The 15,820-nt window shown below is 40.8% G+C and carries 10 protein-coding genes; 4 read left to right on the top strand and 6 right to left on the bottom strand.

Translation table 11 applies throughout. The features are described from left to right. Positions 1-30 precede the first annotated feature (30 nt). On the top strand, positions 31-4,293 hold the full coding sequence (locus tag ACOB80_RS00505) for a PAS domain-containing protein (RefSeq protein ID WP_473163836.1): 4,263 nt from the start codon (positions 31-33) through the stop codon (positions 4,291-4,293). Positions 4,294-4,333: 40 nt separating this feature from the next. Here the strand turns inward: ACOB80_RS00505 and ACOB80_RS00510 are convergent, their stop codons facing one another. Further along, on the bottom strand, positions 4,334-5,176 hold the full coding sequence (locus ACOB80_RS00510) for an HDOD domain-containing protein (RefSeq protein ID WP_473163837.1): 843 nt from the start codon (positions 5,174-5,176) through the stop codon (positions 4,334-4,336). Between the two features lie 145 nt (positions 5,177-5,321). Between ACOB80_RS00510 and ACOB80_RS00515 the strand changes: the two genes are divergently transcribed. Then, on the top strand, positions 5,322-6,383 hold the full coding sequence (locus ACOB80_RS00515; protein WP_473163838.1) for a WD40/YVTN/BNR-like repeat-containing protein: 1,062 nt from the start codon (positions 5,322-5,324) through the stop codon (positions 6,381-6,383). A gap of 50 nt (positions 6,384-6,433) precedes the next feature. Here ACOB80_RS00515 and ACOB80_RS00520 read toward each other — a convergent pair whose 3' ends face one another. From ACOB80_RS00520 to ACOB80_RS00540, 5 genes are all read right to left on the bottom strand, one after another. Next, positions 6,434-7,351, bottom strand: a complete 918-nt coding sequence (locus ACOB80_RS00520; RefSeq protein WP_473163839.1) for a C1 family peptidase — start codon at positions 7,349-7,351, stop codon at positions 6,434-6,436. A 196-nt stretch (positions 7,352-7,547) separates the two neighbouring features. Further along, positions 7,548-7,784 carry a hypothetical protein gene (locus tag ACOB80_RS00525; RefSeq protein WP_473163840.1) on the bottom strand — a complete coding sequence of 79 codons (237 nt, stop codon included), beginning with the start codon at positions 7,782-7,784 and terminating at the stop codon, positions 7,548-7,550. A gap of 49 nt (positions 7,785-7,833) precedes the next feature. Beyond that, positions 7,834-10,974 carry an efflux RND transporter permease subunit gene (locus tag ACOB80_RS00530; protein ID WP_473163841.1) on the bottom strand — a complete coding sequence of 1,047 codons (3,141 nt, stop codon included), beginning with the start codon at positions 10,972-10,974 and terminating at the stop codon, positions 7,834-7,836. A gap of 1 nt (position 10,975) precedes the next feature. Continuing rightward, positions 10,976-12,088 (bottom strand): efflux RND transporter periplasmic adaptor subunit, encoded by a 1,113-nt coding sequence (locus ACOB80_RS00535; RefSeq protein ID WP_473163842.1) that lies wholly within the window; start codon positions 12,086-12,088, stop codon positions 10,976-10,978. Positions 12,089-12,285: 197 nt separating this feature from the next. Beyond that, a complete protein-coding gene (locus tag ACOB80_RS00540; RefSeq protein WP_473163843.1) occupies positions 12,286-13,326 on the bottom strand; it encodes a LacI family DNA-binding transcriptional regulator in 1,041 nt (346 codons plus the stop codon). A gap of 243 nt (positions 13,327-13,569) precedes the next feature. On the opposite strand from ACOB80_RS00540, the gene ACOB80_RS00545 reads away from it, so the two are divergent. Together ACOB80_RS00545 and galK are read left to right on the top strand one after the other, a co-directional pair. Then, the gene (locus tag ACOB80_RS00545) at positions 13,570-14,619 is read left to right on the top strand and encodes a UDP-glucose--hexose-1-phosphate uridylyltransferase (RefSeq protein WP_473163844.1); all 1,050 of its coding nucleotides are present in this window, start codon (positions 13,570-13,572) and stop codon (positions 14,617-14,619) included. Next, entirely contained in the window at positions 14,616-15,764 is a 1,149-nt protein-coding gene (gene galK / locus ACOB80_RS00550; RefSeq protein ID WP_473163845.1) for a galactokinase, read from the top strand. Before ACOB80_RS00545 ends, galK begins: the two co-directional genes overlap by 4 nt. Positions 15,765-15,820: the final 56 nt, after the last annotated feature.

Genomic DNA, 15,820 nt, shown 5'->3' on the forward strand with positions numbered 1-15,820 from the left:
AAAAATTAACAAATAACAAAGGAACGATGTGTGGATGTAACGCTATTAACGCGTAAGGTAAGCAAGCGGAATATTGCCGCCTTGTTTACTATGGCTCTATTGTCGAGTATTTCATTCTTTATGTTGAATAATCTTATTCAGCAACAAGAGTATGACGCACAAATCATTAATATTGCTGGCAAGCAACGCATGCTTGCCCAAACTGTTGCCTTTGATGTTCATGACTATTTCTATTTATCTGCTGGAAATAATACGTCTGACAGAGCTAAGCTGAGACTAAAGCGAACCATTAATCAATTCACTGAAAACCATAACTTTTTAAGAAATATTGCCCATACCAATCCAGACAGTTTACCTGAGCATATTCGAACTAGCCTTTTAAGTAATGAAGATGGCGTTAATGTACTGGTAAAAAATTACATTCGCGATGCTTCTGCATTTGCTGATTTAACATCAAAAGCGTTAGCGATACCTGAAGCTTTCACCAGAGAAAATGTTGATATCACCATTTCGCAGCTAGACCATGTGGTGGGGGAGATAGAAAAGTACACCAGTTTACGTGTTGCGCAAACGAGTCAGTTAGAAACGCTTATTTGGGTTGCTTCTATCTTGGTGCTAGTCATTACCTACTTTTTGTTGTTTAAACCAACGCAAAATTTAATCGCTCATAATTATATCGAGCTCATTAATGCTAAAAATCAAAGCTCTGAATTTAAGTTAGCTATTAACAAACACGCTATTGTTTATAAGATTGATTTAAAAGGAAAAATAACTTACGTAAATAGTAACTTTGTTAAGTTTTACGGATATTCAGCAGAGGAAGCTATCGGGTTAGATGTCAGAAAAATATGCGCGGATAGCTATACTCAACAAGACTTTGAACATATTTTCTCTGTCTGTAGAAATGACGATTATTGGCACGGTGAATCGTTAAACAAGATTATGGGGGGAAGAGAGCATTGGTTAGATACGACTATCGTACCACTTCGAAACTTTGGGGTAGATATAGTTGATTTTATCGTTATTCAAAATGACATCAATGAACGAAAAATTACTGAAAGAGCATTAAACGAACTACATAGAGTAACGTCAGAAACTAATACCGATTTACACGATAAAATCAAAGATATTTTAGCACTAGGGTGTCAGTTGTTTGATTTACCCTTCGGCATTGTTAGTGAAATATCTGATCACAAATATAAAATCATTCATTGCCATAGCCCAAACGGTGAATTGGAGGTTGGTGCTAGCTTTGATTTTGAAAATACCTATTGTATTCATACCTATTTAGCGAACAAGCCGACGGCCTTTCATTATGTGGGCGCTAGCGATATTCGCAATCATCCTTGTTATCGTGATTTTGCTTTAGAGAGCTACATCGGGGTACCCATTTACGTTGAAGGAAAACGCTTTGGTACCTTGAATTTTTCTAGTCCTAAAGCGTCTTTAAATCCTTTTTCAGAGCGTGAACTCGGTTTGATCCAACTGTTTGGCAACTGGATTGGTGCAGAGTTTACCCGTAATGCACAAAAACTACGTGAACTTGCGCAGCAAAACGTACAAGAGCAAATGTCTGAACAAGCGCAAATTGGAGCGTGGGAGTTAGATTTGATCAATGAAGACCTTTACTGGTCTCCAATGACTAAAGTGATTCATGAGGTACCAGAAAATTACAAGCCGAACCTTCATAATGCCATTGAGTTTTACAAAATAGGGGAAAGCAGGGAGCGCATCGAAAAAGCGTTAGAAGAGTCTATTCGAACCCGCCAGCCTTATGTTGTTGAATGTGAGATCATTACGCATAAAGGTAATGAAATTTGGGTGGCGGCACGCGGTAAGCCGATTTTTGAAGGGGATACTTGTGTTCGCCTTGTTGGTTCGTTCCAAAACATCAATGAGCGCGTGCTTTCTGAACAACAAATTAAAGATCAAAAAGAACGTCTTGATTTCGTTATGCAGTCTACCGCTGTTGGTATTTGGGATTGGGAAGTCAATTCGGGTAAAACTGTATTCAATGAGCGTTGGGCACAAATTATTGGCTATACCTTAGATGAGTTACAGCCGGTTAATATCGATACATGGATGAACGTTTGTCATCCCGATGATGGGAAAATATCGGAACAAAAGTTAAAAGCGCATTGGAATGGTGAGGCTGAGTTTTATATTTGTGAAGCGCGTATGCGACATAAAGATGGTCATTGGGTATGGGTGCTCGACACCGGTAAAACTGTAGAATGGAATATTGATGGTTCACCGAAGCGTATGATCGGTACTCATATCGATATCAGTGAGCAAAAGTCTTACGAACAAGAGCTTAATCGTTTTAACCAGCGGATGACTCTTGCGGCAGATTCTGCCGGTATGGGGGTGTGGGAGCTAGACCTAGTTACTGATGAGCTTAAATGGGATGCGTGGATGTTCAAGCTTTACGGTGTTAAAGAAAGCGATTTCTCAGGCGCCTATCAAGCTTGGGAGCAAGGTCTGCACCCTGAAGACAAAGAAAGAGCGGCTGAAGAGTTGCAACAAGCTGTCCGAGGTGAACGTAAGTTTAATACACAATTTAGGATTATTTGGCCAAATGGTGAAGTAAGACACATCGGCGCCTCTGCTATTGTGCGTCATGATGAGCATGGTAATCCTATCGCTATGACTGGGGTGAATTACGACCTAACCGAGCGTGTGGAAAATGAGAACATGCTGACTAAAGCGAAACTAGAAGCTGAAGCTGGCGCGAAAGCGAAAAGTGAATTCTTAGCAAGCATGAGTCATGAAATTCGTACACCGATGAATGGCGTTATTGGTATGTTGGAGTTGATGCAAGACAGTCAACTTGACGAAACTCAGCAGCAACGAATGACCATTGCCCAAGAAAGCGCACAGTCTTTGTTAACTTTGATTAATGACATCTTAGACTTTTCGAAAATAGAAGCGGGTCAGCTAGATCTGGAATACATCCCGTTTAACTTGGTCAAATTGGCGAGTAGTTTTGTACAGTCAATGGCATTACAGGCGCAAATCAAAGGATTGGAACTGGTATTAGACACTAGCGATATTCAAGCAGAGCATTTAATTGGCGATCCGAATCGCATCCGTCAAATTCTTATAAATTTAGTGGCTAACGCTATCAAGTTTACTGAAACTGGTGAAGTTACGGTAACCATTTCCTCGATAAAAAACCGTAGTGGCAATGCCGATGTTGTCATGAAGATTAAAGACACAGGTATTGGGATCCCTGAATCGAGGCAAGGCCAGTTGTTTGATGCCTTTAAACAACTAGACGCTTCAACAACGCGTCAATATGGAGGAACAGGGCTTGGTTTAGCTATCGTAAAAAGGTTGTGTAAACAGATGGCTGGAGATGTCAGTGTTGTTAGTGAGCCAGATAAAGGAAGTGAGTTTAATTGCTTATTGCGCTTGGAAGTCACCGATGGCATTCCGTCGATGCCTCAAGAAGATGTTTCGCTTAAACGTGTATTGGTGGTTGATCAAAGTGCATCAAGCGCAAATGCGATCAAAAAGCAGCTGCTTCAATGGGGAGTTACCGTTCAAACTGTTGACTCTGCTGAAGATGCGTATTCATTGTGTCAAAAGTTAGCTGACAGTGGACGAGCGTTGTTTGATATTGCCATTATCGATATTGAATTACCTCAAATAGAAGAAAGAAATTTAGTGGAATTATTGGATATCGATAGCCGTTTTGATGATATGAAGCTGGTGTTAATGACGCCAATTAACATGCCTTCTAACCTTATGTCTGTTATGGAGTTAAGTGTTCATCAATATGTTACTAAGCCAATCACCGCTACGGGACTACAGCAACTAATGGCAGGCGGCAGTCAACTAACGTTTGCGGAGGGCATGCTGCAAGATTATGTCGATTTAGCAAATAGTGATAGCGATAGCGGCCTTTTTGACAATCAACTCATTTTGCTGGTGGAAGATAACCGCATCAATCAAACGGTTGCCAAAGGCGTATTGGAAAAACTTAAACTGCAATGTGATATTGCGCAAAATGGCTTAGAGGCGTTAGAAAAATTAAAAGGTATTAGGGGTAAAGATTACCAACTAGTGTTGATGGATGTTCAAATGCCTGAGATGGACGGATATCAAGCAACGCAAGCTATTAGGGCGGGCGAAGCCGGTGAACAATTCCAGCAGATCCCTATTGTTGCCATGACAGCAAATGCTATGGTTGGAGATAGAGAGAAATGTTTAGCGGCGGGCATGAATGAGTATCTTTCTAAGCCAATAAACAAAGACAAAGTACTGTCAGTGTTAAAGGCTTTTATTTAACCTGTTGTTTCTTATTATAAATTGCCCGTTTATAACTAACTTAGGCTTGGATTTCTGCGCTATCTTCCAGTAAATCAGCGATGTCATCATCATCTAGATCTAGGGTAGTAAGCACAGGATCTTTTACATAGTGCCAATCGGCTGCGGGCCTAAAGTGTGTGTGTTCATGCACTAAATTTTCCGCCAATTTTAAAATGGCTAAATAGTAGCACTGTGAAGGATCTCTCAGCGTTTGTAAAAAATCACGGTCATGATGGCTTAAAATGAGCTGGCAGATTTCTTTCGGCAGTCGCCAAGAAGATGAAACGTAATACCCTATAGTTGCATGATTTACATGGTAAACAGAGTCCTCGATAGAGGTTAATGTTTCGCTTGGTGTTTTAAAGGCATGCTCGTATGTATCTTGATAATCGCGGTATTTCATGGCCATGACTGGAATGCCGCAATCATGAAATAATCCGAGTGAAAATAATTTGTCGCTTGATACTTTCTGCTTTAAACGTTTACCGATGAACACGCTAGTATTTGCGATATTAGTGGCATTACTCCAGAATTCTTCTAAAGCGATACTGCACTGATTTTGGTCGAAACTTTTTTGAATAAGAATGTTGGTGACTAAAGCGGTAATACCATCCACCCCGATATAGCGTGCTGCTTTGTGAATATCTGAAATCGATCTAGCTAAACCGTATATTGGTGAGTTAATGGTTTTTAATACGGTTGAAGAGACCGCGACATCTTTTGTTATCGTATCAGCAATAACGTTAATGTCAGGCTCAGGTTGTGCCATAATGCGTTGCAAAGACAACAGCAACTCAGGTTGAGGTGGCACAGAAAAGCCCTTTTTAATATCTTCAATTACCTTATTGTCTACTGCTAGCATACGCCATCTTTTTGAAAGTGAATAAAAAATATACCGCCAACTACTATCGCGCAAATTGACTCAATATACAATAACAAAGTATGGTAGCTTGCAACTTGGTATCCAATCTACATAGTAATAATAAAAAATCAGGGAACAACTTATAATGACATTGGTCAAAACGTTCAAATTATCTACCTCTTTTCTATTCGTAAGCTTCGCCTCTGTAGTCAACGCAACTAATACTGCTTCAGCGCATCTTCAGTGGCAAGAAAGTCAAATTACTAACAAAGCGTCTTTTCGTGGCAGTGATGCGCGCGGTGATTCACTCTGGGTCAGCGGTAGTAAAAACAGTGTCTATTTAAGTCAAGATAAAGGAAAGACATGGGTAAATCGTTCGCCAAATTTAGCGCAACAATTTGATTTTCGTGATATTGAAGCAATTGACGAGTCAACGGTCATTATTATGAGCGCAGGCTCTGGTGAAAAATCAAAATTATATAAAACCCACGACGCAGGAAAATCATGGCAGCTGCTCTATGAAAACACGGATAAAGAGGGCTTTTTCGATGCCATTGATTTTTGGGATAAACAACAAGGTTTGATGTTGGGAGATCCTGTCGATGGTTTTTATATGGTAAAGAAAACTATCGATGGTGGTAAAACCTGGCGTCGAATCGAAAAAGCTAAGTTACCTAGTTTGAAAGAAAAAGAAGCAGCTTTTGCTGCAAGTGGTAATACTTTAATTGTAGGTAAGCAAGGCAAAGCCTGGATTGTAACGGGAGGGTTTTCTGCTTCTGTTTACGTGTCTAACGATTGGGGGGAGAGTTGGCAGCGTCAGGCAATTCCATTATTTGCTGAAACACAAACGGCAGGTGGCTATGGTTTGTCACTTAATGCACAAGGCCAAGTGTTTGCAATCGGTGGGGATTATCAGCAACGACCTGCGGCATACCCTAATATCGCCACGTTTAAAGCCGGTAAATGGCAATCGGTTAACGCAGGTGAAAGAGGCTTAAGAACTGCGATGACCTGCCAACAAGGTTTGTGTATATCTACCGGTAAAACAGGCAGTGATATTTCCTTTGATCACGGGGAAACATGGCAGGCTTTTGATACTAAAAAAGGTGATAAAGATGATCGAGGTTTTTATACGCTAGCGAGTGATAATAACGTGATTGTTGCCGCAGGCCACAATGGAAAAGTTGCTGTTTTAGTCGCTAAATAACCCAAAAACATAGAGAGACAGCGCTTCTCGCTAAAGCGCTGTTTATGTGACTATTCTTCTAACAAACAATAGAAGTCAAAAGCGTTTGCTTCTGTTTGTCCATTCTGTTGGTAAGATCCTAAAACAAAGTCGTATGGCATATAAAAGTAGCCTTGCTCACCAAAGTCAGGACCATAAGAGTTTCGAATTAACAAGGCTTGCTTTTCATCGTCAAAACCTACCGCACAAACAGCATGGCCACCTATTCTTAATTCATCTTCTGCTGGCATTGGCATAATAGCGTCTGATGGTAAATTGAATAAACTTTGTGGTACGCTAAAACCAAAAATAACAGGTGTTTGGTTACCTAGCGCATGTTTTACTTCTGTTAAATTGTCATCGATAGATAATTTACAATATTTCGCGGAATTGAATTGCTTAGCTTGAGCAATAGCTTCTTCTGAAGGCTTCATCGCCAATGTTTTTTCGATGAATGAAGCTTTATGTTGAGTAAATTCTGCGGCAACTTTCGCTATCTCTTCTAAAGTGCCCGATCTTATTACATTCATTAGCTGCTCTGGTAAATGGTTTTCCGGATACGGCCAGTATTGGTCACAACAAACGCCTTGGTCTACAAGTACATCAAAGCCATCACTTAAAAATACGCTAACGTTTTCTAATTCTTTGTTTTCTTCAACACGTTCATAATAGTAGATGAACATTGCAGATGCTTCTGCGCTCGCACCTTGATGGCAGTCAAAAGCTTTATTCTCTCTATTTAAGGTAATTTCTACTGCTGCTGAAATTGCGCATCCCGAACAAGAGTTAAGTACACCTTGGTCTATTGCGGGGGTGTTAATTAAATGACGTAAATCAACTTGTGTTTTGCTATGAGGGCTCCAAGTGTTGGATACACATTGATGCTGGTATAAGGGATCTGCCTGGCAGTTTACATTAGGTACTACCTTGTGTGAATAAAGGTGCTGCATTTCAACTCCATGTTATTAATTTTAGTACAAGCAAGTAAATGAAACGGGATTGTTCTGACAATGACAGCCTATTGTTATTTTTACTTGTTGAGTTTTTCTTATTCCGCAGATTATAAAAAAAAATCCATATCATCAACCTTGATGATATGGATTTTTCTGAGTAACAAAATCATGTTTGATTTTTTGTACCATTATCTTAGTTTTTAAAGATAAAGTGTCGAGTTAAGTTGTGCTGTTGTGCCAGCGCTCGAACTTCTTCAATATTTGTTTCGATAGTTAACATAGCAAATATTTTGAAAAGCATGGCTAACTCAAATGTTGTTATGTCATCTTTCGGCTTAAATTCATCTGCTACTCGTTCGATAAGCGTAGCTCTCGTAGATTCGACTTCTGCTTGATGGTCTTTTTCCCGTAACATATCAAATATATTCATGTAATCTTCCTCTTAAAGTGACCGAAACATAGCTTCAGTCACTTTTTTATTATTCCAAAGAGCCTTCGGCAGCAACTTCTGCGTAAGGGCGATACTTAATGCGATAAATAAGCATGTAAAATACAGGTACAGCTAACAATATTAAGAAAGTTGCAACAGCAAGGCCGACCATCATTGCTGCTGCCATTGCGGCAAAGAAAGCATCTTGTAGCAATGGAATCATACCCAAAATCGCTGCTATGGCTGTAAGTGATACAGGACGTACCCTAGAGACAGCACCATCAAAAATCGCTTTGTAAGCTTCAGCCCCTTTATCTTGATAGATGGTTATCTGGTCGATAAGAACAATACCGTTACGGCACATCATACCGGTTAAGCTTAGGGCACCAAGTAAGGTCATGAAGGTAAATGGCATATTAAAGGCTAACAATCCTCCGACAACACCAATAATCGATAGTGGAACGACAAACCATATCACCAAACCTTTCTTCCAAGAGTTAAATAGCAGCACGGTTAGAATGAACATCACCAAGTAGCCAGCAGGAATTGACGAGAACACGGCTTGTTTTGCATTAGTGCTTTTTTCATGCTTTCCACCCCATTCCATTTCATAGCCCGCTGGTAATTGAGCTTCAAAAGCCTCAGCATCGGCTAACATTAAGCGACGAACAGACGCTGAAGTTACGTCAGAGGTTACGTCGTAATCAGCCATGATGGTAATGGTACGTTTTCTATCACGACGGAAAATGTAGGCATCTTCGAAAGTACCCTCAAAGCCATCAACAACTTGTGTAATTGGTACAAAGCCTTGTTTTACCGGCGACCAAATATTTAATTCATCTAAGTTAGCTAAATTTACACGCTGGTGCTCAGGCGGGCGAGATACAACTGGAATGACTTTAGTTCCCTCTTTGTATACGCCTAAAGTGCGACCAGAGAAGTTAGCCTTAATGGTTGCATCTAACTGCTTCTTAGTAATGCCTAAGCGTTTACCATTGATTTCATTAAATTGAGGACGAATGACTTTTGAGCGTTCAAACCAGTCATCACGAATAGATTCGGCACCTGGGGCTTTTCGCATTAAGGCTTTGGCTTCCTCACCTAATTGGCGAAGTATCAGAGGATCTGGTCCTGAGATTCTAAGTTCAATAGCACCTGTTGTTTGCGGTCCTACCGAGTAACGTTTAGGTGTTAACGTTAATGTAGGAAAGTGCTCTGGCGCATCTGCACGAAGTTTTTTAATAACTGGAACAACGTCATCAGGAGTGCGAGTTGTTACAATAATATTTGCGTAGTTGTCATATTGCTTTTCGGGCTTGTACGCAAGCATAAAGCGTAAGTGACCGCCACCAACGGCAGCGGTTGTTTGGGTTACTTCTTCATACTGACCTAAGAATTTTTCAAATTCGGTCACTTTTTCTTTCATGGTACGAATGTCTGTACCATAGCCTTCGCGCACGTCTAATTGAAACTGGTTAATCGTTGACGGTGGAAAGAACTCTGGTTTTACCAATTTAAATGAGTTAGCTGAGACTAAAAGCATGGCAATTAATGCTGCGGTAAACACCCACGGATACTTCATACAGATGTTCAATAGCCATTTGAAGCCAACAAAGATCGCGCCACCATATGGGTCGTGACCTTCTTCGCCGTGGCCATCAAACTCACCGTCTTTGTAGAAAACATCACAGAAATAAGGTGTGATAGTGACTGCAGTTACCCAACTTAAAAATAGTGAGATTAATAGTACCCAGAAAAGCGAGCCAACAATTTCACCTGTAGAGTCAGGCGACAGTCCAATTGGTGCGAATGCTAAAATGGCGATAACGGTTGCCGCCAATAATGGGTATTGTGTTTGCTTAACAATGGCAATCATCGAGTCCCATTTGTTTTTGCCTTTTTCCATCCCTATGATCAGGCCTTCCACCACAACTATGGCGTTATCTATCAACATACCCAAGGCGATAATTAAAGCGCCAAGAGAAATACGCTGCAATTGAATGCCATACATGTCCATAAAAATGAACGTACCAGTGATAGTTACAATAAGTACTGCACTGATTAACAGACCCGCTTTACGGCCCATAGTAAACAACAGAGTGAAGAAAATGATTACGCAGGCTTCAAGTAGGTTTTGTAAAAAACCTTTTACTGAATTATCTACACGGGTTGGTTGATCATAAACAAACTCATGCTCGATGCCATGGGGGCGCATTTCTTCTAGTTCCACCAAACGATCTTGAACAGCCTTACCAACATCTACCACATTAACGCCAGGCGCAAACGAGATACCGACACTAATGGCATCTTTACCATTGATAGTGATGTAGTTAGAAGGTTTGTCTATTAATCCTTTGTAAACATTGGCGATATCTGAAAGGTATAAAACAGTTTCCGAACCAGCAGGTGACACGACAATATTTCGTAAGTCATCTAAGTTTTGAAATTCGCCTGTAGGGTAAAAGCGAATAATCTGCTCGCCAATGTGAACATTACCAGCGTCAGAAATCGTGTTTTGAGTAGAAATTGCGTTTGCAAGGTTGTTGAAAGTAATGCCTTGGCTGGAAATCTTGTCGCGGTCTACTTCAATAAAGATTTGCTCTTGTTGCTCGCCTTTAACAGAAACCTTACCAACCCCCGGAACTAAAAGAAGTTCGCGCTTTAATAAGTCGATATAGTCAGCTACTCGGTCGATAGGGTAGCCATCAGAATACACTTGCATCATCATGCCGAATACATCGCCAAAGTCATCATTGATGAATGGCTTACTTGCACCCGCAGGTAAATAACGTTCTGCGTCACCAATTTTGCGTCTTAAGTCATCCCACAATTGCTGTACTTCGTGCTTTTGCGCATCACGAGGTAAGTTGAATTCAACGTAAGAATATCCATTTGATGACCATGAATTGATATAGTCTATTTGCTTAAGGTTTTGCAAAGCAGATTCAATAACGTGAGTGACCTCTTCCTCTACTTGCATAGCAGAGGCACCGGGATACGTGGTAACCACAATAGCATTTTTGATGGTAAAGTCTGGGTCTTCTAATTGACCTAACTTGAAGAAACTATTAACACCAACAAACAGTAGTACTAAGGTGACAATCCAAGCACTAACAGAGTTGTTCATAAAGAACCCTGCTACGCCACCACCAGTGCGCTTTTGAGTGTTAGGAGATACTGCAGTAGACATTTTAAATACCTCGCTGCTTTTTCCACTCTTTTACTTGAGTGTTTTCTAATAACGCGTGAACACCAGCAGCAACAATAGTGTCGCCAGCTTCTAGTCCTTCAATGACTTTAACTCCTTGGTCTGTTAACCCATCAATGGTTACGATTTGTTGGTGAACTCGCATTGTTTCTTGGTCAATTTTCCATACAGCAAATGCTTTGTCTTTTGGATCCGTCGTAGCGGGAGAAAATACTGCTTCTAAAGGAACAAGAGAGTAGGGCGTTAATCCTTTCAGTATTTGATCAAGTTCCATATTAACGCTAGCAGTCATACCAGGTACGACATTAATGCCGCTTGGACGTGGCATTGTTAACACAACTTTATAAGAACGAGATTTAGGATCCGGTGTTTGATCCATTTCTTTAAATGTTGCTCTGTAGACTTGACCTTTGTGTTTAGGAGAAGATGTGAAAGTAATTTGCGGCTGGTACTGTTTCGCTTTACCGCCGCCTTTAACTTGAGACAAAATAGATTCAGGTAGTTGGAAGCTAATGTCTATACCGTCAGCAGCATGTAAACTGACAACAGGTTTAGATAAAGCGACAACTTCACGATTTTCAAAGTAAACTTGAGAGACAATACCGTTAAATGGTGCATATAAAGTCGTATATTTAACGTTATTCTTTGCAGTATCCCATCGAGTTTTCGCTAGTGTTTTATCCGCTAGCGCTAAGTCATATTCTGCTTGAGAAGTTAAATCTAATGCTAGCATCTTTTCTTGTCGTTCGAATGTTTTAACGGCTAGGTCGTATGCGGCTTTTGTTTCATTGACCTTGATTTTAAAATCCGTCGGATCAATTTGCGCGATAACATCGCCTTTTTTTACTTCGTTACCAGGAAGTACATTCATGGCAACAAGTTCACCACTGACACGAAATGAAAGTGCCGACTCATCTGAGGCTGCTACTAGCGCAGGGAAATTCTGGCTATATTGACTTGATGACGAAGTTACCAAGTACATTTCCACTGGACGAATAACTTCGGCTTTTTCTACTTGCTCGTCAGAACCACAACCGCTCATGAGTACTGATAGAACAAGCGATGTCGTACCAATTACTAAAGGCTTAAATTTCATAATCTAGTCTCGCTCTACAAAGGATTAAAAGTTTTGTATAAGGCGAGATTAAAAAGTAATTAACGGCGAAGTTCTGTGTGTATTTGGTACTTGTTTGTGACAATCGTAACTTATACGCACAAAATGTACGCTGGGTAAACGGCTTGTAACACATGGGTTTTGTTGAGGTTTTCTTGTGTTCCGGTGAGAACACATATTTAAATTGAAATGGTTGATTGTCGACTAATAAGTTCAGGTTTGTAACTCGTTTGTGTAGAACCAGGAATAAGATTAGATAGGGCTTTTGAACTCGATTGAAGGTCTTCCTTTGCGAATTTACAGTTATTCAATGCCATTGTTGCCGCCTGAGTTGCCATTGCGGCAATTGGGTATCGCAGTGTCGATAGTTTTGGTCTAAAAAACTGGGCTAATTGGATATCATCGAACCCCAACACGGATACTTGTTCTGGCACTTTAATGCCAGCATCTTCGAGCTCAGAAATAGCGCCTAACGCCATGGCATCATTGTAGACAAATACTGCTGTAAAACGCTTTTCTTGTTCTAGTAATTTTGTCATCGCTTGTTGTCCCCCTAGGTGATCAGGGTGGGAAAAAGCAATTAAGTCTTGGTTAAATTCAATCCCTAAAGCAGACAATGTATCGCAGAACCCTTGTTGCCGTTGTTTAGGATCGTCGATATCAAAATCACTGTTTAACATGGCGATTGAACTGTGCCCTAGTGCATGCAAATGGCGAGCAGCCTGTTCTCCCCCTGCGTAATTGTCTAACCATACACACCGTTCAGTAAAACCTGTTAGATGACGGTTTATGAGTATTAAACTCGGGAGCTGTAGCATATAAGTTACAAGCTCATCGTCGGGAATTTTCTTACTGTGCATCACGATTGCCTGGCATCGCCTTTCTTGGAGCAAGCGCAAAGCATTTCGCTCTCCATCGGCTGTTTCACCGCAAGTGTTGATAAGAAGTTGTCTATTTTGCTTCTTCGCGACTAAATCAACACCATCGGCAAGCGCAGCGAAAAATGGGTCTGCCACTTGCGGGATTATAACGCCAATCGCTGTGTCTTGCTTATTCACTAATGCTCGAGCGTTAGCATTGGGTTTATAACCCATTGCCGCCATGACTTGTTTCACTTTTTCTCTAGTTTCTTTGCCTACTTTCGGGCCATCGTTGACGACACGAGAAACAGTTGCGACTGAAACATTAGCCGCTTTTGCGATATCTTTAATAGTGGTCATATAGCAAGAGATTTATTAGATAATTGGTTGCGTATTATTACGTTATTTATATTTAGATTCAGCTTTAAGAAAACGCGAAAAGCAGTCTACACCATATGAGCTTATTACGAGCATAAGCCTTGTTTAACGATAGTGCATGAAAAGGGGGCGGTTATGCAAGACTATTTTTTGGGATAAATTTTAGCTTGAACGAAGAAGGGTAAACGTTTACCCTTGTGCCATCAATAAAGTATGAGAACCAATATGACAGCATTTGAACCTACGGAGCATCCTCATCGCAGGTATAATCCGTTAACGGGTGATTGGGTTTTAGTTTCGCCTCATCGCGCAAAACGTCCTTGGCAAGGCCAGCAAGAAGAAGTGGTTAGGCCTGATACCGTTGCTCATGACCCTAGTTGTTATCTGTGTAAAGGAAATACCCGGGTCAATGGTGAAATAAACCCTGACTATGACTCTACTTTTGTTTTTACCAATGATTTTGCAGCGTTAAATGAACAGACGCCTGATTATGAAGAAAGTGATCCTCTTTTTTCACTAAAGGCTGAGCGCGGTACCAGTAGAGTGATTTGCTTTTCGCCAGATCATTCTCGCTCTTTACCTCTGTTATCTAACCAAGAGATCAAGGCTGTGGTTGATACTTGGCAGGAGCAATGCGCGGATTTAGGTCAAAAATACCAATGGGTTCAGGTGTTTGAAAATAAAGGTGCGGTTATGGGGTGCTCTAACCCTCACCCGCATGGCCAAATTTGGGCACAAAACCAATTGCCGACTCTTGCAGATAAAAAACAGCAAAAATTAAGTGAATACTTTGAAAAGCACAGTAATTCATTATTACTTGATTACGCAATGCGTGAAAGTGACAAGCAAGAGCGTGTTGTTGTTGAAAATGCATCGTGGTTAGTCTGTGTTCCATACTGGGCAGCTTGGCCTTATGAAACTTTGTTACTGCCTAAATTTAGTGTTACTCGCATGACAGAGTTAACCGAAGAACAAAAGTCTAGCCTGGCAGATATTGTTCGTCAGATAACGATTAAATATGACAACTTATTCTGTTGTTCATTCCCGTACTCTATGGGCTGGCATGGTGCACCTTATGATGACAAGCAGCACCCCGAATGGCAATTACATGCGCAGTTCTTTCCGCCTTTACTGCGCTCAGCCAGCGTAAAGAAATTTATGGTGGGTTACGAAATGCTTGCAGAAGCACAACGTGACTTAACACCAGAGCAAGCCGCGGAGCGACTTAAAGGATTAAGTGACACTCACTATTTAGCATCGGAGACTCAGTCATGACATTTAAAGCAATTGTCGAAAAGGCCTTTGTTGAACATTTTCAAGAACAGGCTGCTTTAGTCGTAAAAGCACCTGGCCGCGTTAATTTGATCGGCGAGCATACCGACTATAACGATGGCTTTGTATTTCCTTGTGCTATTGAGTTTGGTACCTATGTTGGTGTGAGAAAGCGTAACGACAATAAAGTACGCGTATTAGCAATTGATTATCAAAATCAAATTGATCAGTTCTCTCTGGACCAGCGCATTGATGCACTCCATGATAAAACCTGGGCTAATTATATCCGAGGTGTTGTTGTGGAGTTGCTCAATGCTGGTTATGAAATACCTGGTTTTGATATGGCTATTACCGGTAACGTCCCACAAGGCGCTGGCTTAAGCTCGTCCGCGTCTTTGGAAGTAGGTGTTACACAAGCACTTAGTCATTTATTCGAGCTAAATATCAGCTTGATTGATAGCGCCCTGATTAGCCAAGCAGCAGAAAATAATTTTGTTGGCTGTGCCTGTGGAATCATGGATCAGTTGATATCAGCTTGTGGTCAGACGAATCATTCGCTATTAATCGATTGTCGAACATTAGATGTAGAGCCAGTTTCTTTACCTGAAGATAGCGCGATTTTGATGGTTAACTCTAATGTGAAGCGTGGGCTCGTTGATAGCCACTACAATGAAAGAAGACAACAGTGTGAAGCTGCCGCCGAAGCGTTTTCAGTTCCTTATTTACGAGATTTATCAATTGAACAATTTGAAGCGGGTAAAAGCACTTTAGAGCCAATGGTCGCAAAACGTGCAGAACATGTTGTTTATGAAAACCAACGTACACTTGATATGAAATCGGCTTGTCAACAGCAAGATATGGTAAAAATTCATCAGCTAATGAAAGAAAGCCACCATTCTATGCGCGACTTATTTGAGATCACCACACCTGAAATAGATGCTCTTGTTGGTATTATTTCAGATGTTATTGGTGAAAGAGGTGGTGTACGAATGACAGGCGGAGGCTTTGGTGGTTGCGTAGTTGCACTGATCCCAAAAACACTTGTGACTGAAGTCGTTCAAGCGGTTGAAGATAACTATAAAAAACGATCTGGGCTGGTAGCTGATTGTTATTTAAGTGAGCCTGCTCAAGGTGTTACTTTATTGTAATAACTAAACTTATCGTTTCTAATCATTCTATTTTCATTAATATACTAGGCGTCATC

Source organism: Thalassotalea coralli, from assembly GCF_055786205.1.